Origin of the sequence: Rhodovulum sp. FJ3, assembly GCF_032918305.1 — a bacterium.
Taxonomy (GTDB): Bacteria; Pseudomonadota; Alphaproteobacteria; order Rhodobacterales; family Rhodobacteraceae; genus SAT37.
The window spans coordinates 70,134-95,386 of the sequence record NZ_JAWJUU010000001.1 but is presented as its reverse complement, the minus strand read 5'-3'; the positions used below and the strand labels follow the sequence as shown (position 1 = coordinate 95,386).

Annotated in this window: 13 protein-coding genes; 8 read left to right on the top strand and 5 right to left on the bottom strand. The window is 63.0% G+C overall.

Going from position 1 to position 25,253, the window contains the following annotated elements; all coding sequences use genetic code 11:
• The first annotated feature begins 51 nt into the window (after window positions 1-51).
• Window positions 52-870 carry a shikimate dehydrogenase gene (gene aroE / locus R1W00_RS00385; protein ID WP_317260732.1) on the top strand — a complete coding sequence of 273 codons (819 nt, stop codon included), beginning with the start codon at window positions 52-54 and terminating at the stop codon, window positions 868-870.
• A gap of 87 nt (window positions 871-957) precedes the next feature.
• Entirely contained in the window at window positions 958-2,127 is a 1,170-nt protein-coding gene (locus R1W00_RS00380) for a pyridoxal phosphate-dependent aminotransferase (protein ID WP_317260731.1), read from the top strand.
• 21 nt (window positions 2,128-2,148) lie between these two features.
• Here the strand turns inward: R1W00_RS00380 and R1W00_RS00375 are convergent, their stop codons facing one another.
• The 5 genes from R1W00_RS00375 to R1W00_RS00355 form a co-directional block, all read right to left on the bottom strand.
• Window positions 2,149-2,991, bottom strand: coding sequence for a fumarylacetoacetate hydrolase family protein (locus R1W00_RS00375; RefSeq protein ID WP_317260730.1), 843 nt, complete (start codon window positions 2,989-2,991; stop codon window positions 2,149-2,151).
• A gap of 14 nt (window positions 2,992-3,005) precedes the next feature.
• The gene (locus R1W00_RS00370) at window positions 3,006-3,635 is read right to left on the bottom strand and encodes a GntR family transcriptional regulator (RefSeq protein WP_317260729.1); all 630 of its coding nucleotides are present in this window, start codon (window positions 3,633-3,635) and stop codon (window positions 3,006-3,008) included.
• Window positions 3,636-3,642: 7 nt separating this feature from the next.
• On the bottom strand, window positions 3,643-5,019 hold the full coding sequence (locus R1W00_RS00365) for an FAD-binding oxidoreductase (RefSeq protein WP_410901520.1): 1,377 nt from the start codon (window positions 5,017-5,019) through the stop codon (window positions 3,643-3,645).
• A gap of 77 nt (window positions 5,020-5,096) precedes the next feature.
• On the bottom strand, window positions 5,097-5,426 hold the full coding sequence (locus R1W00_RS00360) for an AzlD domain-containing protein (RefSeq protein WP_317260727.1): 330 nt from the start codon (window positions 5,424-5,426) through the stop codon (window positions 5,097-5,099).
• Window positions 5,423-6,157, bottom strand: a complete 735-nt coding sequence (locus tag R1W00_RS00355; RefSeq protein ID WP_410901506.1) for an AzlC family ABC transporter permease — start codon at window positions 6,155-6,157, stop codon at window positions 5,423-5,425. Before R1W00_RS00355 ends, R1W00_RS00360 begins: the two co-directional genes overlap by 4 nt.
• Window positions 6,158-6,987: 830 nt before the next feature.
• On the opposite strand from R1W00_RS00355, the gene R1W00_RS00350 reads away from it, so the two are divergent.
• The 6 genes from R1W00_RS00350 (at window position 6,988) to R1W00_RS00325 (ending at window position 25,245) form a co-directional block, all read left to right on the top strand.
• Window positions 6,988-14,952, top strand: a complete 7,965-nt coding sequence (locus R1W00_RS00350; protein ID WP_317260725.1) for an SDR family NAD(P)-dependent oxidoreductase — start codon at window positions 6,988-6,990, stop codon at window positions 14,950-14,952.
• Window positions 14,953-14,981: 29 nt separating this feature from the next.
• A complete protein-coding gene (locus tag R1W00_RS00345; RefSeq protein ID WP_317260724.1) occupies window positions 14,982-19,751 on the top strand; it encodes a polyketide synthase in 4,770 nt (1,589 codons plus the stop codon).
• Window positions 19,752-19,770: 19 nt separating this feature from the next.
• Window positions 19,771-20,058: a phosphopantetheine-binding protein gene (locus tag R1W00_RS00340; protein ID WP_317260723.1), complete on the top strand. Its 288-nt coding sequence runs from the start codon at window positions 19,771-19,773 to the stop codon at window positions 20,056-20,058.
• A 15-nt stretch (window positions 20,059-20,073) separates the two neighbouring features.
• A complete protein-coding gene (locus R1W00_RS00335; protein WP_317260722.1) occupies window positions 20,074-21,675 on the top strand; it encodes an alkaline phosphatase family protein in 1,602 nt (533 codons plus the stop codon).
• Window positions 21,676-21,687: 12 nt separating this feature from the next.
• On the top strand, window positions 21,688-22,596 hold the full coding sequence (locus R1W00_RS00330) for an alpha/beta hydrolase (protein ID WP_317260721.1): 909 nt from the start codon (window positions 21,688-21,690) through the stop codon (window positions 22,594-22,596).
• An 81-nt stretch (window positions 22,597-22,677) separates the two neighbouring features.
• Entirely contained in the window at window positions 22,678-25,245 is a 2,568-nt protein-coding gene (locus tag R1W00_RS00325) for an NAD-dependent epimerase/dehydratase family protein (protein WP_317260720.1), read from the top strand.
• The last annotated feature ends 8 nt before the right edge of the window (window positions 25,246-25,253 follow it).

The window sequence follows — 25,253 nt, the reverse complement described above, 5'->3', positions numbered from 1 at the left end:
TGCGCGGATTTGGGTCCGTGACACGTTTGTTTTGCGCCAAGGTTTGATCCTATGACCGACCGTTATGCCGTTTTCGGCAACCCGATTGCCCATTCCAAATCGCCTGTCATTCATCAGGCCTTTGCCGCGCAAACCGGTCAGGACATGAGCTATGAGGCCTTTTCGGCCCCGTTGAACGGCTTTGCCGATGCGGCGCGCGATTTCTTTGACGCCGGTGGCCTGGGGATCAACATCACCATCCCGTTCAAGGTCGATGCCTATGAAATGGCTGATGAGTTGCGTGAGGGCGCGGCCCTGACCGGTGCGGCCAATTGCCTGTCGGTGATCGACGGGCGCATCGTGGCCGAGAATTTCGACGGGATCGGCTTGCTGCGCGATATTGAGGTCAACCTGAACACCCCCTTGGCGGGCAAGCGGGTTCTGATCGCCGGTGCGGGCGGTGCGGCGCGTGGCGCGGCGCTTCCCTTGGCGCAGGCGGGGGTGAGCGAACTGGTCATCGCGAACCGATCCGTCGGTAAGGCCCGCGCGATTGCCGAACGTCTGAGCGCGCACGGGCCGATCACCGGCTGTGCCTATGACGATGTGGCGGGTGGATTTGACGTCATCATCAACGCCACCTCAACCGGGCTAAGTGGTCATCGACTGCCCCTGCCGGACAGTGCGTTTGAGGGCGTGACGCTGGCCTATGACATGGTCTATGGCAAAGGTCTGACGCCATTTCTTGCGGCCGCGCGAGACCTTGGCGTGGCGCAGGTCGTCGATGGGGCGGGGATGCTGGTCGAACAGGCGGCCGAGGCGTTTTTGTGGTGGCGCGGCGTGCGCCCCGACACGCCGCCGGTGATCAAGGCGATTGAGGTCCCTCTGGACTGATCCCCGTATTGGTCATTTCGGTATACCATTTCCCCGTTTTATCGGCGATACATCGGGCATTGCCGATTTGAACGGGGGGATTTTCGCATGTTGAAACTGGCCGCATCCATGTCGCGTCTGGGCACCGAAAGCGCGTTTGAGGTTCTGGCGCGCGCCAATGCGCTTGCCGCACAGGGGCATGACATCATCAACCTTGGCATCGGTCAGCCGGATTTCAAAACCCCCGATCATATCGTTCAGGCGGGGATCAAGGCGCTGGCCGACGGGCATCACGGCTATACCCCCGCGAACGGTCTGCCCCAGTTGCGTGAGGCGGTCGCGCAGGATCTGGAAGCCCGCCACGGCGCACCGGTACATCCCGACAATGTCGTGGTCGTGCCGGGGGGCAAGCCAACGATGTTCTTTGCCGTCCTGATGTTCGGCGAACCGGGGGCTGAGATCATGTATCCCAACCCCGGCTTTCCGATCTATGAATCGGTGATCAAATACGCCGGCGCAACGCCCGTGCCGATTGAGTTGTCCGAGGATCAGGGGTTTGCCTTTTCCGCCGAAAAGGTTCTGTCGCAGATCACCGAAAACACCCGTTTGATCATCATCAACAGCCCTGCCAACCCCACCGGCGGCGTGACGCCAAAGGCCGAGATTGACGCGTTGGTCGCAGGTTTGCAGGACCACCCGCATGTCGCCCTGATGTCGGACGAAATCTATAGCCAGATGCTCTATGGCGGGCGCGAGCATGTCAGCCTGCTACAATATCCCGAAATCCGCGATCGTCTGATCGTGCTGGACGGGTGGTCGAAAACCTATGCGATGACGGGCTGGCGGTTGGGCTATGCGGTCTGGCCGGATCAATTGGTGGAGCAGGTGACGCGCCTGTGCATCAACGATCATTCCTGTGTGAATGCGTCCGCGCAATTCGCGGGTCTGGCCGCGCTGACCGGCCCGATGGATGCGGTACATGAGATGGTCGCCGAGTTCGACCGCCGTCGTCAGTTCATCGTCGCGGGTCTGAACGATCTGCCCGGTGTGCGCTGCGCCGATGCGGCGGGGGCGTTTTATGCGTTTCCGAACATTTCCGGCACAGGGATGTCCGCGCGCGAGGCACAGGATTTGTTCCTGACCAAGGGCCATGTCGCGACCGTTGCGGGCACCAGTTTCGGTGCCATGGGCGAGGGCTTTGTGCGGTTTTCCTATGCCAATAGCCTAGCCAACATCGAACGTGCGCTGGACCGGATCGCCGATTTGCTGCGGGCCTGAGGGACAGGCCCGCGCAAGGGATCAGGACGCGCGCACCTCTTGGCGCTGACGGCCAAGGCCGATGACCTCAAGCTCAACCACATCGCCCGCGCGCAGGAACCGTTGCGGCGACATGCCCATGCCCACGCCCGAGGGCGTGCCGGTCGCAATCACGTCACCGGGTTGCAGCAGCATGAACCGCGACATGTAGGAAATGATTTCCGCCACGCCAAAGATCATGTCAGACGTGTTCGAGTTCTGCACGATCTCACCGTTCAGGGACAGCGACAGGTCGAGGTTCTGGGGATCGCCCACCTCATCCGGTGTGACCAGATAGGGGCCGACGGGGCCATAGGTGGGGGCGGATTTGCCCTTGATCCATTGGCCGCCGCGCTCAATCTGGTATTCGCGCTCGGACACGTCGTTGATGGTGCAATAACCCGCGACATAGGACAGGGCGTCGGCCTCGGATACGTAATGGGCGGGGGCGCCGATGACGATGCCAAGCTCTACCTCCCAATCCGATTTCACCGACCCGCGGGGCAGGATGATCGGGTCGTTGGGACCGGACAGGGCCGAGGCGGCCTTGGAGAACAGGATCGGTTCGGTGGGCAGGTCCATGCCCGACTCTGCCGCGTGTTTGGCATAGTTCAGACCGACGCAGAAAAAGTTCGGCACACGCGCAACCGGCGATCCGATCCGGCCCGGATTGTCCACGGGGGGCAGGGTGGTCGGGGCGATCTCGGCCAGTTTCGACAGGGCGGCGGTGGTGACGGTGTCGCCTGCAAAATCACTGACATGGGCGGACAGATCACGGACAATCCCGTCCGCATCCATCAGGGCAGGGCGTTCTTGACCGGCGGGGCCATAGCGGAGAAGTTTCATGCGTTTCCCTCAGGTTAAGTATCAATGGCCGACATCAGGTCGGACAGATGGGTTTCGATTGTGCGGGCGATGGCCTCGGCGTCGCGGGCGCGCAGGGCGGTGACGATTTCGCCGTGATGGCCAAGGACGCGGTCGCGGTTGCGCCGCGATTGCGCCGCCAGAAACCGCGCCCGCCACATCCGCGCCAGATAGGCCGAATGCGTGTGGATCAGGGCGTCATTATGCGCCGCCGCCGCGATTGCGCGGTGAAACCGCATGTCCAGCTCAAACGCCTCCAGCGGGTCCATATCGTCATAGCCATCGACCAGTTCGTCGTGGATCAGGGCGATGGCGTCGATCTCGTCGCTGCTGGCGCGCGCACAGGCCAGACGGCCCGACAGGATTTCCAGCGCGATCAGCACCTCTAGGTGGTCACGGATGGCGGCGGCACTGGGCGCGGCGATGACGGGGCTGCGGGCGGGGCGCAGGGTGACCAGACCCTCTTTGGCCAGAATGCGGATCGCCTCACGCATGGGGGTGCGGCTGACCCCCATTTCGGCGGCGTTGTCGCGTTCCTTGATCGGGTCCCCGGGGTTCAGCTTGCCCCGCAGGATGTCGCGGCGCAGTTGATCGGCGATCTGGTCGGCAAGGGTGTGATCGGCCATCGGCACCTCAGGCGGCAGGGGGCAGGATCTTGCCCGGGTTCAGGATGTTGGTCGGGTCCATCGCCACCTTGATCGTGCGCATGACATCGACGCCGTGGCCGTGCTGGGCCTGCATGTATTTCATCTTGCCGATGCCGATGCCGTGCTCGCCCGTGATGGTGCCGCCAAGGGCGATGGCCTGTTCGTTCAACTGCGCGCTAAACGCCATGGCGCGGGCGCGTTCATCCGCGTTATCGGGGTCAAACCGGATGCCGGTGTGGAAATTGCCGTCGCCCACATGGCCCAAGATCACACACGTCAGGCCCATCGCCTTGCTGTCCTCGGCGGCCTTGCCCACGGCCTCGGCCAGACGGGAAATCGGCACACAGACGTCGGTGGTCAGGGTCCGCTTGCCCGGTTCCAGGGACCCCGCCGCATGGTGCGCCTGATGGCGCATCCGCCAAAGGGCGTTGCGGTCCTCGGTCTTGGTGGCCCATTTGAAATCGGTGGCGCCAAAGCCCTCGGCGATCTCGCCAAAGGTTTCGGCCTGTTCCCCCACGCCGGTTTCCGAGCCGTGGAATTCCACAAACAGATGCGGTTTTTCGGGCAGGTCACTGCCGTTATAGACGTTGAACCCGCGCACCATCATGGGGTCGATCAGTTCGATCCGCGCCATGGGAACGCCGGTCTGGATCGTGGCGATCACCGTGTTGACCGCGTCATCCACGGTTTCAAAACAACAGGTTGCGGCCGAGGTCGCTTCGGGCTGGCCCTGCAACCTGACGGTCAGTTCGGTGATGATGGCCAGCGTCCCCTCGGACCCGACCAACAGGTGGGTCAGGTCATAGCCCGCGCTGGATTTGCGCGCGCGGGTGCCGGTGCGGATGACGGTGCCATCGGCAAGAACCGCCTCAAGCGCCAGAACGTTTTCGCGCATCGTGCCATAGCGCACGGCGGTGGTGCCGCTGGCCCGCGTGGCCGCCATCCCGCCGATGGAGGCATTCGCGCCCGGATCGACCGGAAAGAACAGGCCGGTGGTGCGCAACTCGGTGTTCAGGTCCTCACGCGTGATGCCCGGTTGGACGACTGCATCCATGTCCTCGGCATTGATCGCCAGAACCTTGTTCATCTTGGCGAAGTTCAACGCGATCCCACCGTAAATGGCCAGTTGATGCCCCTCAAGCGAGGTGCCCGTGCCATAGGCCACCACCGGACAGCCGTGTTCGTGGCAGATGCGCATGATCGCCGAGACTTCCTCGGTGTTGATCGGATAGGCGACCGCATCGGGGGGCGTGATCGGGAAATAGCCCTCATTCTGGCCGTGTTGCTCACGTAGGGCGGTGCCGGTGTCCAGACGGTCGGACAAAAGGGCGGACAAAGCGTCCAGCGCGGCGGGAATGGTCATGGGGGCCTCGGTCGTCAAATGGTATACCATTTGGCCCTAACCGGTCTGACCCCCGATGTGCAAGCCCTAACAGAGGCTTAGAACGCGCCCAAGACGAACTGCATTAGGTAAAGCGTCCCCATCCCCGCGAAAATCGCGCCGTAAACCGAAAAGCGCCAGCCGATAAGAAACGCCGCCGCCGCCGCGATCAGGCGGGCAGGGTCAATCGCGCCGCCCGTGGCGTCCGGCCAGATCACCATCGGCGTGATCAGGGCGGGAAACACCGCCACGGCCACGTATTTCAGGTGCAGCATCAGCCACGCGGGCAATTCCCGTCCGCCAAGGATGCCGAGAAACGAAAACCGGATCAGAAACGTGCCAATCGCCATCAGGAGGGTGACGGTCCAGAAGGTGGTGGTGTCAATCATACCGTCACCTCTTGGGCGGCGCGTTTGCGGTTGAGGTACAGTTCGGTCTGCGCGCCCGCGATCATGGCAAGGGCGGCGGCAACCAACAGACCGAGGTTCCACGGCAACCATGCAAACGCCACAGCCATCACAACCGACACAATCGCCGCGACCACATGCGGCGCGCTGCGCAACAGGGGGGCGGTCAGGGCGATGAAGCACACCGGCATCGCGAAATCGAGCGACAGTTCCGCCGGAATCGCCTGACCCACCAAGGCCCCGATCAGGGAAAAGAGGTACCAAAGCGGCGCCAGCATCGACATGCACCCGAAATAATAGGCCAGCTTTTCAGGCAGGGTCATGCTGGGGGTTTCTTCGTATTTCTTGACTGCGACGGCAAAGGCCTGATCGACCATCAGGTAGGAAATCAACGCGCGGGTGCCGAGGCGGGCCTTGCCCACATGGGGCACCAAGGCCGCCGAATACATCGCCATCCGCAGGTTCACCGCCAGTGCCGTCGCCACGGTGATCAGGATCGGCGCGTTATCCTGCATCAGGGCCAGCGCGGTGAATTGGGACGCACCGGCGATCACAAGGACCGACATGCTCATCGCTTCGAACAGGTTCAGACCCGCGTCACGCGCGACCACGCCGAACAGAACCGCAAAGGGCACGACGATCAGCAGAAAGGGCAAAACATCAAGCAAGCCGCGCCAAAACGCGGCAGAGGTGGAGCGGTCCATTGGTCTCATCCATGGGTGTTTGGTCTAACGCATTGAAAACCCGTGCCTTTGACGGGTGCGGGCGATCAGAGTGCGTCAATATGGCCAACCTACTGTCAAGCGCGTCCATGGCCAAGCGCGTTAATGCACAGATCGGTGTGCAGGCGATATCGGGCAAATTCCGCGGGCAGGGGACATGTGGCGGAAATGCTGCGTCGGCGAAATGTGGCCAAGTGGACAGAGGAAGCCGCCCAAGTTTGTCGGTCGATTGACAAACCTCTCTCAGAAATCCCGCTAACGTGAGTGAAAGGTCGCTGTTTGCGACAGAAAATTCGTTAAAGTGTAAAATACGTGATACACAGACAAGTGATTGACTTGTTTGCCCGATGGTCCCGGTGTCTGTACCCTTTTGGGTGCGCCGCGACAGGGGGTGCAAATGGGAAGGCTAACAAAACTTGGTCATTCCGCGTGCAGACACCCACGGAGAGGTGCCTCATAATTGGGCGCATTTCTGCAAAAAGGGCCCGCGCCACAAAAAGGCCATACAACTTGTTACACTTCCATGTGATTGCTATGCTAAATATGACCTTGTGGTCTCGTTGAGTTCTAAGTGTGACCGCCACATGGGCAGGGCGGTAAGGTAAAGGTAACAGAAGCAGGGTCTTAGCTGGTCAAAGCTCACAAAACAGTGATCATGAGTTTGGCCGGAAAAATGGGGATCACGTCAGGCGTTATCGGGCAGGAAACGGTCATGAATTGACCGCCCGACACCGTGTCGTGATTGCGTTGTAGGGTTAGAGGTTTTTGCCCGGTTATGCCGCAGGGTTTGCCGGAAAATTGGGCAAGTTCAGGAGTTTATAATGGGTACACCAAGCCGCAGTTTCCGCATTTTCGGAACCAGCCTCGCGAATGATTTGTCTTCGCACGTGGCGATTGCGGCAAGCCGTGCCGGACACACGGGTTTGCTCAATCTGGAATTTTCGCGCGCCTCGGACGGGGCTGTGCGGCGCGAAATCCTTCGTCTTGCAAAACATGCGCGCGGATCGTGGGGCGTCAAACTGCGGGCCGGTGCGGTTGAGAGTTTGCTGCCCGCCGATCTGACGATTCTGGCGGATTTGCCGGTTGTCGCGCTGATTCTGGACGATGATTCTGCACTGGATGGTGCGGTTGCCCATATCCGCACCCTGAACCCCGATGCCGAGATTTGGGTCGAACTGACCGACGCCACGGCGCTGTCTGCGGTTGAGCACGCAGGCGTGAGTGGCGTGATCGCCAAGGGTCACGAGGCGGGCGGGCGCGTCGGCGATGAGACCTCGCTGTTGCTGACCCAGCGCATGGTGCGCGAGACGACCCTGCCGGTGATCGCCATGGGCGGTGTCGGTCCGCATTCGGCGGCTGCGCTGCGCGTTGCGGGGGCACAGGGCGTTGTTCTGGATTGGCAACTGGCCCTGATGCCCGAGGCCGCCACGCCGGCCCCGATTGCCCGCGCGATTTCGCGCATGGACGGGTCCGAAACCAACCTGTTGGGCCATGATGTGGGCGTTGCGACCCGCGTGTTCTGGCGCGCCGATCACAAGGCCGCGCAGGCGTTGCAGGCCCATGATATTCCCGGATCCGATCCGGCGACCTTCTTGCGGGAACTGGACGCCGCCGTTGATCCGACTGCGCCCGAGACCAGCGTCTGGCTGGTCGGGCAGGACGCCGCATTCGCCGACCGGTTTGCGAAAACCTATGGCCGTGTTGGCGCGGCTCTGGACGCGATTGCGCGCAAGTCGGGTGAACTGGTAGCACTGGCGCAAGAGACGAAACCGCTATCGGAAAACAGCGCGCTGGCCGCGTCAAACGGCACCCGTTTCCCGATCATTCAGGGGCCGATGACCCGCGTGTCTGACACCGCAGAGTTCGCCAAGGCCGTGGCCGATGGCGGCGCACTGCCGTTCTTGGCACTGGCCCTGATGCGCAAGGACGCGGCGTCGGACCTGCTGGCCGCGACCAAGGCCAAGGTGGGCGATGCGCCGTGGGGTGTTGGCATCCTTGGGTTTGTGGATGACGACCTACGCGCCGAGCAGACGGATGTCATTCTGGAACACAAACCGGATTTCGCCCTGATTGCGGGCGGGCGTCCGGATCAGGCGCTGTCGCTGGAAAAACAGGGCATTCCGACCTATCTGCACGTCCCGTCGCCGGGGCTGGTCAGCCTGTTTTTGGAAAGCGGCACGCGTCGTTTCATCTTTGAGGGCCGTGAATGCGGTGGCCACGTGGGTCCGCGGACATCCGCCGTTTTGTGGCAGCAGGCGGTCGATGCCATTCTGGATCACTATGGTCCGACGGGCGATATCGACTGTGAAATCCTGTTTGCCGGTGGCGTTCATGACGACGTGTCGGGCGCGATGGTCTCGGCGTTGGGTGCCGAGTTGGCCGCGCGCGGTGCCAAGATCGGCGTGGTCGTCGGCACCGCCTATATCCTGACCAAAGAGGCGATTGAGGCGGGCGCGGTTCTTCCTACATATCAACAGCTTGCGCTGAAATCTTCACGCACCATGCTGCTTGAATCCGGCCCCGGTCACGCGACCCGCGTGGTTGAAAGCCCGATTGTGGATGAGTTCTTTTCGGTCAAGGCCGACCTGCGTGGACAGGACATGGACCCCGACGCGATCAAGGACGCGCTTGAGGAATTCAACGTGGGCCGGTCGCGCATCGCGTCCAAGGGCATGGATCGCAACCCCGAGTTCGGCAAGGTTGACGGCGCGCCGCGCCTGATCGCCGTCTCGGATGAGGATCAAAAACGTCTGGGCGTTTACATGATCGGGCAGGTGGCGAACCTGCATGATCAGGCGACCACGATTGCCGATCTGCATGACGGGATTTGCGTCGCCTCGGGTGCGGTGCTGGACCGCGCCGTGGCCGAGCCGCGCGTCGCGCCGGTCATTGCTGAGGGGCCGGGCGCGAATATCGCCATCACCGGTTTCGGGACCAAACTGCCCAAGGCCGCGAATTTTAACGCCTATTGGGAAAACATTCTGGACCGCATCGACGCGATCGAAGAAGTGCCCGAGCGTCGTTGGGACTGGCGCCGGTATTACGACGAAAACCGTGACGCGCCGGACAAGATTTATTCGCGTTGGGGCGGGTTCCTTGATGAGATGGAATTCGACCCGATCAAATACGGCATTCCGCCCAACTCCATGCCCTCGATTGAGCCGCTGCAACTGTTGGCGCTGGAAACCGTGCGTGAGGCCTTGGAAAACGCGGGCTTCAAGGATGGCCATATCGCCGATCCGGAATTGCGCAAGCGCACCTCGGTGATCATCGGGGTGGGCGGTGGTGCGGGGCCGCTGGGGCAACGCTATGCCGTGCGCTCGTCCATGCCGGCGATCAACGGCGGCATGACCGAAACCGCCGAGGCGCGCCTGCCCGAATGGACCGAGGATAGCTTCCCGGGCATTCTGTTGAACGTCATTGCGGGGCGGGTTGCGAACCGGTTTGACCTTGGCGGGGTGAACTTTACCGTCGATGCGGCCTGTGGCTCGTCCCTTGCCGCCGTCATGATGGCCGCGCGTGAGATCGAAAACGGCACCTCGGACATGGCGGTTGTCGGTGGGGCGGACAGTTTCCAGAATCCGTTCGATTTCTTGGCCTTCTCGAAAACCCGCGCCCTGTCGCAACGCGGTCGCTGCCGCACGTTTGACGCGGGCGCCGACGGGATCGCGATTTCTGAGGGCCTGGCGATGCTGGTCCTGCGCAAGATGGATCAGGCCGAGGCCGATGGCGACCGCATCTACGCCGTGCTGCGCGGGGTCGGGGGATCGTCGGATGGCAAGGATCTGTCGCTGACCGCGCCGCGTCCCGAAGGACAGGAAACCGCCCTGATCCGCGCCTATCAACGCGCCGGCGTGTCGCCCGCGACCGTCGGTCTGGTTGAGGCGCATGGCACCGGAACCGTGGTCGGTGACCGCACCGAAATCCAGAGCCTTTCCAAGACCTTCGCCGATTTCCGCGACGATAAACAGTTCTGCGGCGTGGGCTCGGTCAAATCCATGATCGGCCACACCAAGGCCGCCGCCGGTTGCGCCGGTATGATCAAGGTCGCAACCGCGCTGCATACCCGTGTGTTGCCCTCGACCCTGCATGTGGAAACGCCGAACCCTGGCGCGAACTTCCCCGAGAGCCCGTTTTACGTGGTGACCGAGGCGCGCCCGTGGATGAATTACGGCCAGACCCCGCGCCGCGCGGGGGTGAGTGCGTTCGGCTTTGGCGGGACGAACTTCCACGCCGTGCTTGAGGAATATGACGGCGGCTATCTGCCCCAACATCGCAGCCCCCTGCGCAAGAACTGGACGCATGAGCTCTATCTGTTTTCCGCCGCCGATAAACCCGCGTTGCAGGACGCGTTGCGCGCCGCCGCGACGGCCATGGCGTCCGCGCCTGCGTCCGTGCGCGCGGCCGATGTCGCCGCCGCTTTGGCAGATCAATATGATGCCGCCGCCGGTGCGCGTTTCGCGATTGTGGCCCCGTCGATGGGCGACGCCGCATCCCGTATCCTTCGCGCGATTGATATGATTGAGCAGGGCGGTGAGGCCCTGTCGCAGCTGGACCCGATGGGCGCGTTCTATGCCGGTGAACCTGCGCTGAACGCTGATCAGGTGGCGTTCCTCTTCCCCGGTCAGGGCTCGCAATATCCGGGCATGGCGGGCGATCTGGCGATGCTCTTCCCCGAGGTGCGCGAGGTGATCGAAGACGCCTCGATCGCGCTGATGGACAAAACGCCCGAACCGCTGGGTGATCTGATCTACCCGCGCCCGACGCTGGATGAGGCGGAAAAGGCCCGTCAGGTTGAGGCGCTGAAACGCACGGATGTGGCCCAACCCGCGATTGGCGCGGTGTCGGTCGCCCTGCATGAATTGCTGCGCGATATGGGCCTGTCGGCCTCGGCCACGATTGGTCATTCCTATGGCGAATACACGGCCCTGCATGCGGCGGGGGCGTTTGATGCCGATACGTTGGTTCATCTGGCCCATGCGCGCGGCGATGCGATCATCCGCGCCGGTGGCGATGACCTTGGCGCGATGGCCGCCGTCAACGCGGGGCCACAGGCGGTTTCCGCCGCGCTGCCCGATAATTCGGGTGTGACTCTGGCGAACATGAATGCGCCTGAACAGACCGTGATTGCCGGACCCACCCCCGCGATTGAGGCGGTCCTGCCCGTGCTAGAGCAGGCCGGTCTGGCGGCGAAACGTCTGCCGGTGGCCTGTGGGTTCCATTCCGATTGTGTTGCGCCCGCCAAGGACCTGTTGGCCGGTGCTCTGGACGCTGCCGCCATTTCCGCGCCTGCGTTGCCCGTAATCGGCAACGCCACCGCCGCGCCCTATGGCGATAACGCCGACAGCGTGCGCGCCCAACTGGCCAGCCACCTGACCGATCCGGTGAATTTCACCGGCGGGATTGAGGCCCTTTATGAACGCGGCGTGCGCCTGTTCCTTGAGATCGGGCCGGGGGCCGTTCTGGCGCGCCTGTCCGACCGTATTTTGGGGGATCGTGAACACCTGTCGCTGAGCGCTGATATGAAAGGTCGCCCCGGCGCGCAACAGCTGCTCTGCCTCTTGGGTGGGGCCATGGCGGCGGGTCTGCCGCTGAACCTTGCGCGGGTGTTTGAAGGCCGTGTGGAGGCCAAGATCGACGTGAAAACCTGGGACCTCAGCGAGGCCCCCGATCCGCGTCGTGCGATGAAATGGATGATTGATGCGGCCAACGCCCGCCCGATTGACGGGCAACCGGCGCGCCGTGGTTTTGCTGCCCGAATTGAAGAGGATCCCGTGTCCCAACCCGAACGTCCCGCGCCCGCCGCACCTGTGGCCCAACCGGCCGCTGCGGCCCCTGCACCGGCTGCGACGGCGGCCCCCGCAACGCCTGTGGCGCGCGCTCAGGGCGCGCCCGTGTCGGGACCTGTGTCCGATGACATCATGCGCCGCCATCAGGAATTGATGGCGCAGTTTTTGGAAAACAACCGCGCGGTGATGATGAATTGGCTGGGGACCAGCGGTCAGGAATTGCCCGCCGGCATGCCGATGCCCGCCGCGGCGCCCGCGCCGGTTTCGACGCCTGTTGCTGCGGCTCCGGTTGCGGCTCCGGCCCCTGTTGCCGCGCCTGCTCCGGCACCTGCGCCCGTTGCGGTGGACCCCGCGCCTGCACCGGTCGCGGCCCCCGTGGCCGCGCCAGCCCCCGTTGGCCTGTCCGAGGATGGGGTGACCAACGCCTTGCTGGCACTGATCTCGGATCGGACGGGTTATCCGACCGATATGCTGGATCTCGATCTGAACCTTGAGGCCGATTTGGGGATCGACAGCATCAAGCGGGTTGAAATCCTTGGCGCGCTGCGCGGTGATTTGCTGGCCGACGCGGGTGAGGCCGCGCGCGAACAGATGGGCCCCGTATCCCGCGAGAAAACCGTGCGTGGCATCGTCGCCAAGTTCATGGAGGTCGCCGAGCAATTCGCACCAACCGCCGCCGCACAGGTTGCTGCGGCCCCCGCCGCAACCTCGGCACCGGCCCCCGTTGGCCTGTCCGAGGATGGTGTGACCTCGGCCCTGTTGACGCTGATCTCGGATCGGACCGGTTATCCGACCGATATGTTGGACCTCGACCTGAACCTTGAGGCCGACCTTGGCATCGATAGCATCAAGCGGGTTGAAATCCTTGGCGCGCTGCGCGGTGATCTGTTGGCCGACGCGGGTGAGGCCGCGCGCGAACAGATGGGCCCCGTCAGCCGCGAAAAAACCGTGCGCGGGATCGTCGCCAAGTTCATGGCGGTCGCCGAGCAATTCGCGCCGACCGCCGCCGCCGCATCGGTTGCTGCGGCCCCCGTTGCAGCCTCGGCACCGGCCCACGTTGGCCTGTCCGAGGACGGCGTAACATCGGCCCTGTTGACCCTGATTTCGGACCGGACCGGCTATCCGACGGATATGCTGGACCTCGACCTGAACCTAGAGGCCGATCTTGGCATCGACAGCATCAAGCGCGTCGAAATCCTTGGCGCGTTGCGCGGCGATCTTCTGGCCGACGCGGGTGAGGCCGCGCGCGAACAGATGGGTCCCGTATCCCGCGAAAAAACGGTGCGTGGCATCGTCGCCAAGTTCATGGAGGTCGCCGAGCAATTCACCGGCACCGCGCCTGTGGCGATGACGCCGCTGGCCGCTGTGGACAGCACGCCCGCCGCCGATCTGCCCGAGTTTGCCGATTGGCCCGCGCGGTTTGTGATGGCTCCCCGTGCTCTGGATTACCCCGAGGCGCAGGTCTGGGTCACGCCTGGCGCGACCTATGTTCTGACCGACGATGAAACCGGCGTGGCCGGCGACGTGGCCGGCGCGATCATCACCCAAGGCGGTGAGGTCACCTTGATCCCCCCCGCACAGATGTCCGATGACGCGGCCCTGCGCGCGACCGTGGCGCAACTGGGCACGAATGTGGCCGGTCTGATCCACTGTGCGCCCTTGGCCGAGACGACCGATTTCGATGCGATGGAACGGGCCGAATGGACCGCCTCTGTCGATCGCGCGACGCGTGGGTTCTATAGCCTGCTGAACGCGCTGGGTCCGGTGATTTCCGAGCGCGGCGATGGCGTGGTGATGTGCGCCACGGCCATGGGCGGCGCGTTTGGCTTTGACGGGGCGGGGGTTCTGAGCCCTGCCGATGGCGGCGCGCCCGGACTGTTGAAAACCGTGGCCAAGGAATGGGAGCATGCCCATTGCCGCGCGGTCGATTTCGCGGCTGAGATCACACCGGCGACGCGGGCCGAAATCCTGATGGCCGAGGGCGGTCGCCGCGATGGCCTGACCGAGATCGGCCATGGGGCAGGCGGCCGTGTGGGTCTGTTTGCGGAACTGATCAAGGTTCCGACGGCAGGCGCGGGTGCGAATCCGTTGGTCGATGGCGATGTGGTTCTGGTCACCGGTGGCGCGCGCGGGATCACCGCCAAGATCACCCGTGACATGGCGAAACGCGCGAAACTGCGCTTTGTCCTGCTGGGATCGTCCCCCGTGCCGGTGGGCAGTGAACCCGCCCATGTCGCGGGGATCACGGATGAGAAACAGATCAAGGCAGCCTTGATCACGGCAGCTAAGGAAAGCGGTCAGCCCCTGAACCCCAAAGCGGTCGAGGCCGAGTTCTGGGGTGTCATCAAAGCGCGCGAAATCCGCGATGCGATGGCGCAACTGACGGCCTTGGGCGCCGAGGTCGAGTATCTGCAATGCGACGTGCGCGATGATGCGGGCTTTGCCGCGCTGATCGGGGATGTCACCACGCGCTATGGCAAAATCGACGGCGTGCTGCATGGTGCGGGTGTGATTGAGGACAAGCTGGTCCTCGACAAAGAGGTCGACAGTTTTGATCGCGTGATGCGCACCAAGACCGAGAGCGCGTTTACGCTGACCCGTGCGCTGAACCCCGAGACGTTGAAATTCGCGGTGTTCTTCACCTCGGTCGCGGGGCGGTTTGGCAACCGCGGGCAGGGCGATTACGGCGCGGCGAATGAAACCGTGTCGAAACTGGCGCGCCTTCTTAACGCGCGCTGGCCCGGTGTGATCAAGGCGACAAGCTGGGGCCCGTGGGACAGCGGCGGCATGGTCAACGACGAGATCAAGGCGCAGTTCGCCGAGATGCGGATCGAACCGATCCCGCCGGAACTGGGCGTTCAGGCCTGCACGTTCGAAATCACCCACAGCGACGACACCCAACCCGAGGTCGTTTGGGGCCGTGGCCCGTGGGAAGACGACGATGAACTCTACCGCACCACCTACGCGACTGACCGGTCGCGTGAGGCGGCGGAATGACGGGGTCCATTGGACAGAACGACGAACAGATGACTGCAGACCACGAACCGATTGCCATTGTTGGCATGGCGGGCGTCTATCCCAAGGCGCCCGACAAGGATACGTTTTGGAAAAACATCCTCGACCGTGTGGATGCGGTGGACGAGGCGCCCGCCGATTGGCACGGCGACCTGTTTCTGGACCCTGACAGTTCCGAAAACGACCGCGTTTACACGACCAAGGGCGGGTTCCTTGGCGATCTGGCGACCTTCGATCCGTTGCGCCACGGGGTGATGCCGACCGCGATCAACGGCGGTGAACCGGATCAGTTTCTGGCGCTGGAAATGGCGGCCAACGCGATTGAGGACGCAGGGTTCGATCAACGCCCCGTGCCCGGCGACCGTGTGGCGGTGATCCTAGGGCGCGGGACCTATATCAACCGCGGTTTTACCAGCGTGGTGCAGCACGGGATCATGGTCGACCGGTTTTTGCAAATCCTGAAACAGCTGCACCCCGACACCGCGCCAGAAGAGCTGGCCGAGGTGAAAAAGACCCTCAAGGCATCGCTGCCGCCGTTCAACGCGGAAATTGCGCCCGCGCTGGTGCCGAACCTTGTGACGGGGCGGATTTCGAACCGTCTGGATTTCCGTGGCACGAATTACATTGTCGATGCGGCCTGTGCCTCGTCCCTGATCGCGCTGGAACGCGGGGTTGTGGACCTGCGTGACGGGCGGTGTGACATGGCGATTGTGGGGGGCGTGCATGCCTCCACACCTGCGCCGATCTATCAGATTTTCTGCCAGCTTGAGGCGCTTAGCAAAAAGGGCTCGATCAAGCCATTTTCCGAAGAGGCCGATGGCACGCTGTTGGGTGAGGGCGTGGGTCTGCTCTGTATCAAGCGTCTGTCGGACGCCGAGGCCGCGGGCGATCGTATCTATGCGCTGGTGCGTGGGGTCGGGGTCGCTTCGGACGGCAAGGGGCTTGGCATTTTGGCCCCGCGGATTGAGGGCGAGGGCCTTGCCCTGTCGCGCGCCTATGAGGACGCCAATGTCGACCCGAAAACCGTCGGTCTGATTGAGGCGCATGGCACCGCGACCTCCGTCGGCGACGCGACCGAGGTTGAGGCCCTGTCGGCCCAATTCGGGGGCCGCAGCAGCACCGCGCCCGATTGCGCCCTTGGGGCCGTGAAATCCATGATCGGGCATTGTTTGCCTGCGTCGGGATCGGCGGGTCTGATCAAAACCGCGATGGCGCTTTATCACAAAACCTTGCCGCCGACGCTGGTCGATACGCCGAACCCGAAACTGGGTCTGGACCAGTCGCCGTTCTATCTGAACACCGAGGCGCGCCCGTGGATTCACGGGGCAGACACGCCGCGCCGCGCGGGAGTGAACGCGTTCGGCTTTGGCGGGATTAACGCCCATGCGGTGCTAGAGGAATATACCGGCGCGGCTGAGCCCGCGCCCCTGTTAACCCGCAGCAGTGAGGTCATCGCGATTGACGCCGCCGATCAGGCGGGTCTGGTGGCGCGCATCGACGCGGTCAAGGCGCGCCTGGTTGAGGGCGCCGATCTGTCCGAAATCGCCCGCGCCACCAATGCCGAACTGGGCGACGGCGATCTGCGTGGGGCCGTGGTGGCCACCTCCGTGGCGGATGCCGTTGAAAAGCTGGACAAAATCGCCGCCCGTCTGGCCAAGGGCAAGACCAAGCTGCGCGACCGCAAGGGTGTTTACCTGACCGCCGAACCTCTGGCCCGTGAGGGCAAGGTCGCCTTTATGTTCCCCGGTGAGGGCAGCCAGCATATCGGAATGCTGCGCGAATTGATGCTGCATTTTCCTGTGATGCGCGGCTGGTTCGATCTGGTCGATGGCGCGTTCAAGGATCACCCGCGCAACCTGTTGCCCAGTCAGGTGTTTTTCCCTCCGCCGACCGAGGCGTCCGAGGGCCAATCGATCTGGCGCATGGACATCGGGCCCGAGGCGATTTTCGCTGCAAATCAAGCGGTTGCCGCCCTTTATGATCAGATCGGTCTGTCGGCGGATATGCTGGTCGGGCATTCGACCGGTGAATACAGCGCCCTTTACGCCGCCGGTGTGACGCGGCGCGACGATCCCGCACAGTTGCAATCGGAAATGCGCGCGTTGAACGACGCCTATGAGGTGATGTCGGGCGACGGGGTGATCACATGGGGCACCCTGATCGCCATTGGTGCGGTCGATGGGGACAAGCTGAACGAACATCTGTCGACTCGCGACGACGTCTATCTGGCGATGGACAACTGCCCGAACCAAAAGGTCATCGCGGCCTATTCGCCCGAGGCGCGGGATTGGGTTCTGAAGATCGCCGGTGAACTGGGTGGCTTTGCCGAGGCTCTGCCGTTTGAGCGCGCCTATCACAGTCCTGCGTTCCAAGGCTTCACCGACCGTCTGAACACCTTCCTGCAGGATATGGAGATCGCCGCGCCCGAGGCACCGGTGTATTCCTGCCTGAGCACCGGCACCTTTGACGATGCGCCCGACGCGATCCGCAAACTGACCGCCGATCAATGGGCGGGGCGCGTGCGGTTCACCGAAACCATCCGCAAGATGCATGATGATGGCGCGCGGATTTTCGTCGAATGCGGGCCGCGCAACAATCTGGCGTCCTTTGTCGACGACATCCTGCGCCGTGACGCGCATCTGTCGCTGTCCGTCGACACGGCGGGGCGCACGGGGCTGGATCAGTTCAACCATTTCGCCGCCCAACTGGCGGTCGAGGGCGTCGATTTCGACCTGTCGGCCATTGCCGCGCCACTGGTGGATCGCCCCGAACCCAAGGGCCCGCGCCGTCCGCAGGTGTTGAAAATGGGCATTCAGCCGATGGAACTGACCGAGATGCCCAAGCGCGCGCCGAAACCGGCCAAGGCCGAGGTGATCACGCCGAAACCCGATCCCGTGCCCGCACCGAACCAGACACCGGCCCCGACCGGCGTTGAGGCTGTCGTCGCGTCCTATTTCGACACGATGGAACGGTTCGTCTCGACCGAGGGCGACATCATGCAGGCCTATTTCGGGGCCTATTCAAGTGACGCCGCCCCCGCGCCGACGGCCCCCGTGGCCCCTGCGTCCGTGGCTGCGCCGACGGCGGGGACGCGGTTCCCGCTGCTGGCCTCGGTTGACCGGTCGCCCGATAACGTCAGCCTGACCGCGCAAATCCGGTTTGACACCCAGAGCGCGCCGTTCCTCAAGGACCATTCGTTCGGGCGGGGCATTTCGCAACTGGACCCGAACATTGAGGGTCTGGCGGTCGTGCCGCTGACCTTCTCGATGGAGATTTTGGCCGAGGCGGCGGCGGCATTGCGTCCCGATCTGGTCGTCACCGGCATGCGCGAGGTGCGCGCGTCGCGCTGGCTGGCGCTGGACAAACCGGTTCTGGCGGTTGAGGCCACGGCGGAATTGCAGGGCGAGGGCGATCCGACCGTGATCCGCGTGCGCCTGCGCGACGCCGAGGGGCCGAAACTGCGCCCCATTCTGGTTGAGGCTGACGTGGAACTGCGCCCCGCGCTGCCAACCGCGCCCAAGGCCGACCCGATGTCCTATGGCGCGAAACGCGATTGTCACTGGACGCTGGACGATGTTTATTCGCGCATCATGTTCCATGGACCCAAGCTGCAAGCCGTTGAAAACATGGACATGGCCGCGACCGACGGGGCCGAGGGCGTGTTGCGCGGGATGCCGTTTGAGGGCCTGCTGACCACCACCAACGCGCCGCGGTTTGAAACCGATGCGATCACGCTGGACGCGGTGGGGCAATTGGTCGGCGTGTGGTCGGCGGAAATGTTGGACGAGGCGTTCCACATCTTCCCGTTCCGCGTCGAACGGGTCGAGATTTTCCGCGCGCCCCTTGGTCCGGGCGAACGGGCGCGGTGCCGGTGTGGCATTGCGCTGGTCGGCGAAGACGAGATGCGCAGCTATATCGACGTGGTGACTGAGGACGGGCGCCTGCAATGCCGGATTGAGGGCTGGTGGGACAAGCGGTTCAACCTGCCCGATAATTTCTATCGCGCGCGTCTGGACCCCGCAAACAACAGCATGTCCGCCCCGATTACGCCCTTTGGCGATCTGCCCGAGGGCGTGCGCCTGACGCGTCTGGACGGGATCAGCACGGATTTGTTGGACGGCAGCGGCGGCATCTGGGCCAAGGTTCTGGCGAACCTGACCCTGTCGGCCGAGGAACGCGCCGATTGGGCCGCCCTTAGCGATGCAACGGCGAAACGCAAATGGGAATGGCTGCGCGGTCGCGTGGCGGCCAAGGACGCGGTCCGGTTCCTGAAGGGCGCGATCCTGCCCGCCGACGTCTCGGTCATCGCGCCGGGTGAGGACGACGGCCCGCGCCTTGGCGCGATCTGGCCCGCGACATGGGGCAGTGCGCCGCATGTGTCGATCACCCATAAGGGCGAGTTTGCCTTGGCGGCGGCGGCGGATGCGGACCTTTATGACGGGGTCGGGATCGACGTCGAAACCATCGCCCCGCGCGGCGAGGCATTCATCACAACCGCCTTTGCCCCCGCCGAGCAGGCCCATATCGCCGCCCAGCCCGAGGGCGCGGCGCGCGACCTGTTCATCACGCGGATGTGGTGCGCCAAAGAGGCGGCGGCAAAATCATTTGGTGTGGGTTTGGGCGACTTTGCCCGCTTTGCGGCAGAGCCGTCACAAACCGACCCCGAAACGTTCGAGATCACGGAAAAATCAAGCGGTGCTCTTGTTTTCGTGAACACAGTAGAAAACAGTGGCGAGCAGATGGTCGCCGCTTTGGCAGTACGCCGGAAATCCGGCCGGTGATCACAGAAAGAGGTTTGGGATGGCCATTACATACGACGACGCAATGAGCGTTCTGCAGGAAATTTTCGAAGATCTGGCCGATGATCTGGATCTGGAGGATGAGACCCTCGATCCGAATGCGAAAATTCTGGATCTGGGCATGGAATCGATCAGCTTGGTCTATCTGATTTCCGAGCTGCAACAGCACTACGGTCTGGGCGATGCCCTGTTCCGCAAGGTCCGTGATGAGGACCGTTTGCTCAAAGATATGAGCGTTGATGATATTTTGAAATCGGTTGTTGAGCTGGGCCAAAAGGCTTCGGCTTAATCTGGGATTGGTATTATGGGTAAAACACAAGTCAAAACACTGCTGATCGGGCTGGACGGCGCGACCTATGATATGCTCGACCCGTTGGTTGAGCAGGGGATCATGCCCAATCTGGGGCGCATCATGAAAGAGGGCGCGCGGGGCATTCTGCGGTCCACCATTCACCCGCTGACGCCGCCCGCGTGGACGACGATGACCACTGGTCGCACGCCCGGCGCGCATGGCATTTTTGACTTTATCCGCGTGGATCGCGACGGGTCGAAACCGACCTATACGCTTGCGACCTCGTCGGATGTGATGGTGCCCACGATTTGGCAAATCGCGAGCAACGGCGGCATGCGCGCGACCACGTTGAACTTTCCGGTGACTTTCCCCGCGAAACCGATCGACGGTGTGGTGATCCCGGGTTACGTGCCGTGGTCCTATCTGGGCCGTGCGATCCACCCGCGCCCCGTGTTCAAGATGCTCAAGGAAAAGGGCGTCTTTAAGGCCTCCGAGATGTCCACCGACTGGCAGCACGAACGCAAGGCCGTGCAGGGTCTGTCGGAAAACCAGCTTGAGGATTGGGTCAACTTCCACATCGTGCGCGAGCGCCGCTGGTTCGAAATCCTGATGACCTTGATCGAGGAAGAACCGTCCGAACTGACCGCCGTTCTGTTTGACGGTGTCGACCGGATTCAGCACCTGTGCTGGCACCTGATCGACCCCGAAACCCGCGATCAATACACCGGCCCCGAGGCGGACAAGACCCGCGAACTGGTGCTGCAGTACTATCGCGATGTCGATGATTACGTTCAGAAAATGATCGACAAGGCCGGCCCGCAGGCGCAGGTCATGATCGTGTCCGATCACGGGTTCACCCGGTCGGGGCGCCGGATTTTCTATGCCAACACATGGCTGGAACATCAGGGCCTGCTGGATTGGGTCGAAGGCACGCCGATGGACGATCAGGGCCGCGTGGCGCTGGACGAAAACACCGAGGCCAGCACGCTGATCAACTGGGACAAGACCAAGGCCTATGCCCTGTCGTCCTCGTCCAACGCGATCTTTATCCGCAAGGCCAACGCACCGGGCGAACCGGGCGTTCCGCCCAGCGAATACGAGGCCTTCCGCGATCAGTTGATCGCCGACCTGCTGGCCGTCACCGACCCCGATACGGGCATGCCGGTGATCAAGCACGTGTTCAAACGCGAAGACGCCTTCCCCGGTGCCTATAGCGACCGCGCGCCCGATCTGACGCTGATGCTGCATGATTTCAGCTTCCTCTCGGTGCTGCGTGCGGATCAGCCGATCAAGGACCGCCAGGTGCCCTATGCCACCCACCACCCCGACGGGATTTTCGTCGCCACGGGTCCGGGCATGGCCAAGGGCAAGGCGCTGGAACCGCTCTATATCGCCGACGTGGCCCCGACCGCGATCTATTCGCTGGGTCTGGACATCCCGTCCGAGATGGAGGGCAAGCTGTGCGAGGCCACGTTCGAGGACGCTTATCTGGCCGAGAACACCCCGCGCTATAGCGACACCGAACAGGGCAGCGGCACGCAAGACGGCACCGTTTTGGACGCCGAGGCACAGGCGCAGATCAAAGAGCGTTTGAAATCGCTCGGGTACCTGTAAGGGACGGCGATTATGCCCAGAGCATCCCTGCGCGGGCAGGTGATCCACTTCCAACAGACCGGTCAAGGCCCCGATGTGGTCCTGATCCACGGTCTGTTTTGCAACATCGCCTTTTGGTGGTTCCGCGTGGCGCCCAAGCTTGCGGAAAACCACCGTGTGACGGCATTGGATCTGCGCGGGCACGGGTTTTCGGCCATGTCCGGCAACGGCTATCGCGCCTGCGATCTGGCCGAGGATGTTGCGGCCTTGATGGAGCATCTGGGTATCGAAAAGGCGCATGTCATAGGGCATAGTTTCGGGGGCGCGGTGGCTTTGGCCCTTGCGGTCAAGGCGCCGGACAAGATCGAGAACCTGACGCTGGCCGATGCATGGGTGCCGTCGCTACAGGAAATGCCACCGTTGAACGACAATTCCGCGTGGGAATCCCTGCGCGGGCGGTTGTCCAAACGGGGCATTCAGGTGCAGGGCGAATTGCCCCGCGTGGCACAGGGGTTCTTTGAGGAACTGCTGGACGCCGAGGATGACAATCCCGGCGCCATGGGCGGCGCGGCGGCCAGTGCCGGTGCGTTTGCGGGGCTTCAGGCCGGCGGGGGCGGGCGGCAACGCCCGTCTCGGGCCATGCGCCGGTGGCGTGAGTTGATGGAGCGCACCCCCGCGCACGCGGAATTCCGCGACCCTGAGGGTCTGACGCGGGATAAGTTGCGTCGCGTCACACGACCGGTAAAGCTGGTCTATGGGGCGCGCTCCCGCTACCTTGAAAGTCGCGATGAGTTGATCAAGGTTTTACCGGACGCGCACCCGATGGAGGTGCCCAAGGCGGGGCATTATTTCCCGCTGTTGCGACCGGACGCATTTTTAGGGGCGCTTGAGGCCCCGATTGAGGCGCAGGTGGCCAAAACCCCTGTGCAACGTTTGCCCTAAGGGGCGTGGTAGAGATTGGAAGTTGCCTGAGCGCGGGACCAAAACCCCGCCATATCGCAGGCAAGAGGTGGAGAGCAGAGCGTGACAGACAAGACAGCGGGACCGGCAATGACCGCCGGAAATTTCCGGCAGTTGGCAAAAAACGGTATCGGCGATCCGGCGAACGCGTATGTCCATGGCATGGGCTGGTACGAGGGGCGTCTCTATTGCGGGATGACCCGTAACTCTTTCAAACTGCTGAAACTTTTCCCGCCGATTGATCCGCCCGCACTGGACCCGTGGCCCGTGGATGTGCCGCCCAAGGTGCAGGATCTGGACATGCAAGGACAGATCTGGCGCTGGACGCCGGAAACGGATGAATGGGAAATGGCGTATCGCTCGCCCATGATCCCCGGCAAACACGGCGAACCGGCCCCGCGCGATCTGGGCTATCGCGGTATGACCGTGTTTCAGGGCAAATCGGACGAAAAACCGATGCTCTATGCGTCAACCATGTCGACGGTGTTGCGCGGCTGTGCGGCGCATGTGTTGCGCTCCGAGGACGGGTTGAATTTCGAACCGGCGTGTGAGCCGGGTATCGGCAACGATAACATCTCGACCTTCCGCGAATTGGTGGCGTTCGACGGCTATCTCTATGCGCCGCCCGCGGGCGAGGGGATCCAGTTCAACTCGAACCGGACGGGCGTTTTGATGCGCTCGAACGATCCCAAGCCCGGCAATTGGGAGGTCGCCTGTGACCTCGGCTTCGGCGATCCGACGAACAACGGCATCTTTATGATGACGGTTGCCAACGGGCAGCTCTACGCCGGCACGTTCAACAACTATGAAGGCTATCAGATCTGGACCACGCCGCCCTGTGGCGATGGCCCGCTGCAATGGCGCAAGGTGATCGATAAAGGGGCCTATCGCGGGCCGTTGTCGGAAATCGCCATGGGCATGGTGGAATTCAACGGTGCCCTTTACGTCGGCAGTTCGATCCAGAACGGCGGCTATGATCGCACCAATCTGGTCGGTCCGGCGGCGGGTGAGGTGATCCGCATCTGGCCCGATGGCAGTTGGGACCTGTTGATCGGTAACCCGCGCGAAACCCCTGATGGGATGAAATACCCGCTGTCGGGGATCGGGCCGGGGTTCGATAACATCTTTTCGGGCTATACATGGCGCATGTGCGTGCATGACGGGTGGCTCTACACCACGACCTTCGATTGGTCGGTGTTCCTGCAATACGCCCACCGTCCGTCGCCCACCGCCAAGAAACTGCTGAACGGTCTCAGCTATGAGCATCTGGCCGAAGTCGGCGGCGGGTTCGAGATGTGGCGCACCAAGGATGGCGTCAACTGGATGCCCGTCACGATCAACGGCATGAACAACCCCTATAACTATGGTGGTCGGACGATGGTTTCGACGCCCAAGGGTCTGGCCGTGGGCACCGCCAACGTGTTTGGCGGCAAGTCGCCCGCGAAATTCGCCTCGCGCTGGGAATATGTCGAGAACCCCGATGGCGGGACCGAGGTGTTCCTCGGCGATCCCTCGCACGTGCCCTATGTGCCGCCTGCGCCGGAAAAAGACCCCAACAAAAAGGTCGATATCGCGGCCACCGGTGCCACCGGTTACATCGGTCGCCATCTGGTGCCCGAGTTGCTAAAGGCGGGCTATTCGATGCGCCTGCTGACCCTGCCCGGAACGACGGGGGATATTCCGCCCCATGAGAACCTTGAGGTGATCGAGGGCACGCTTGACGATGTGGACAAGCTGGAACAGCTGGTCGATGGGGCAGGGATCGTTCTGCACATGGCCGCGCGTCTGGCGGGGGCATGCACGCTTGAGGATCTGCGCGAAACCAACGTCGAGGGCACCCATGCCCTGATCCGCGCGTGCTCGGGTCAAAAGGCGCTGAAACGGTTTGTTTTCTGTAGCTCGGTCGCGGCCTATCAGAACCAGTTCACCGAAAAGGAATGGCCCATCCATGAGAGCCACGCCCTGCGCGTGGACGGGGGGCACGATCTGGCCGATTACGGGATGACCAAGATCGGCGGCGAGAACCTTGTGCGCCATTACGGCAAAAAGGACGGCTATGATCACGCGATCCTGCGGTTCGCGCTGGTTTACGGGATTGGCGATCCGATGGTCGATCCGATGGTGCGCAGCAACGCGCCCGAACCCGATTTCGGCAAGGGCGAGGGCGGGGTACAGCCGCGCCAGTTCGTCCATATCGACGACACGGTCGAGGCGATCATGCGCGCCTGTTTCCACGAGGGTGCCCGCAACGAGACGTTCAACGTCGCAGGCCCCGATGTGATCAGCTATCGCGACATGGGCCGCATGACCCGTATCAACATCGGCAAGGCCTCGCCCGACGACATGGAACCCGAACGCACACGCGTCTGGCGTCGCTATGTTCAGCAGTACGATGTCAGCAAGGGCAAGAACAAGATGGGCTTCTACCCGTCCGTGCCCTTTGCCGAAGGTCTACGCCAGATCATCGAACAGGCCCAATCCGAAGGCAAACTGCCAATCGCGCCGCAAACGGCGGGGGCGACGACCTTTGGTGCGGATGTCTACCGCGCAGATTTTGCGCAAAAATCTCAACCAGATGTGGTAAATGACGACAGTGCCGAGCAGGATAATTCGGTTACATCGGTTGGTTAATTGTAAAA

Bases quoted from the DNA above. Each gene is read 5' to 3' on its own strand.
- aroE (WP_317260732.1), top strand. From the start codon at position 52: ATGACCGACCGTTATGCCGTTTTCGGCAACCCGATTGCCCATTCCAAA.
- R1W00_RS00380 (WP_317260731.1), top strand. From the start codon at position 958: ATGTTGAAACTGGCCGCATCCATGTCGCGTCTGGGCACCGAAAGCGCG.
- R1W00_RS00375 (WP_317260730.1), bottom strand. From the start codon at position 2,991: ATGAAACTTCTCCGCTATGGCCCCGCCGGTCAAGAACGCCCTGCCCTG.
- R1W00_RS00370 (WP_317260729.1), bottom strand. From the start codon at position 3,635: ATGGCCGATCACACCCTTGCCGACCAGATCGCCGATCAACTGCGCCGC.
- R1W00_RS00365 (WP_410901520.1), bottom strand. From the start codon at position 5,019: ATGACCATTCCCGCCGCGCTGGACGCTTTGTCCGCCCTTTTGTCCGAC.
- R1W00_RS00360 (WP_317260727.1), bottom strand. From the start codon at position 5,426: ATGATTGACACCACCACCTTCTGGACCGTCACCCTCCTGATGGCGATT.
- R1W00_RS00355 (WP_410901506.1), bottom strand. From the start codon at position 6,157: ATGAGACCAATGGACCGCTCCACCTCTGCCGCGTTTTGGCGCGGCTTG.
- R1W00_RS00350 (WP_317260725.1), top strand. From the start codon at position 6,988: ATGGGTACACCAAGCCGCAGTTTCCGCATTTTCGGAACCAGCCTCGCG.
- R1W00_RS00345 (WP_317260724.1), top strand. From the start codon at position 14,982: ATGACTGCAGACCACGAACCGATTGCCATTGTTGGCATGGCGGGCGTC.
- R1W00_RS00340 (WP_317260723.1), top strand. From the start codon at position 19,771: ATGGCCATTACATACGACGACGCAATGAGCGTTCTGCAGGAAATTTTC.
- R1W00_RS00335 (WP_317260722.1), top strand. From the start codon at position 20,074: ATGGGTAAAACACAAGTCAAAACACTGCTGATCGGGCTGGACGGCGCG.
- R1W00_RS00330 (WP_317260721.1), top strand. From the start codon at position 21,688: ATGCCCAGAGCATCCCTGCGCGGGCAGGTGATCCACTTCCAACAGACC.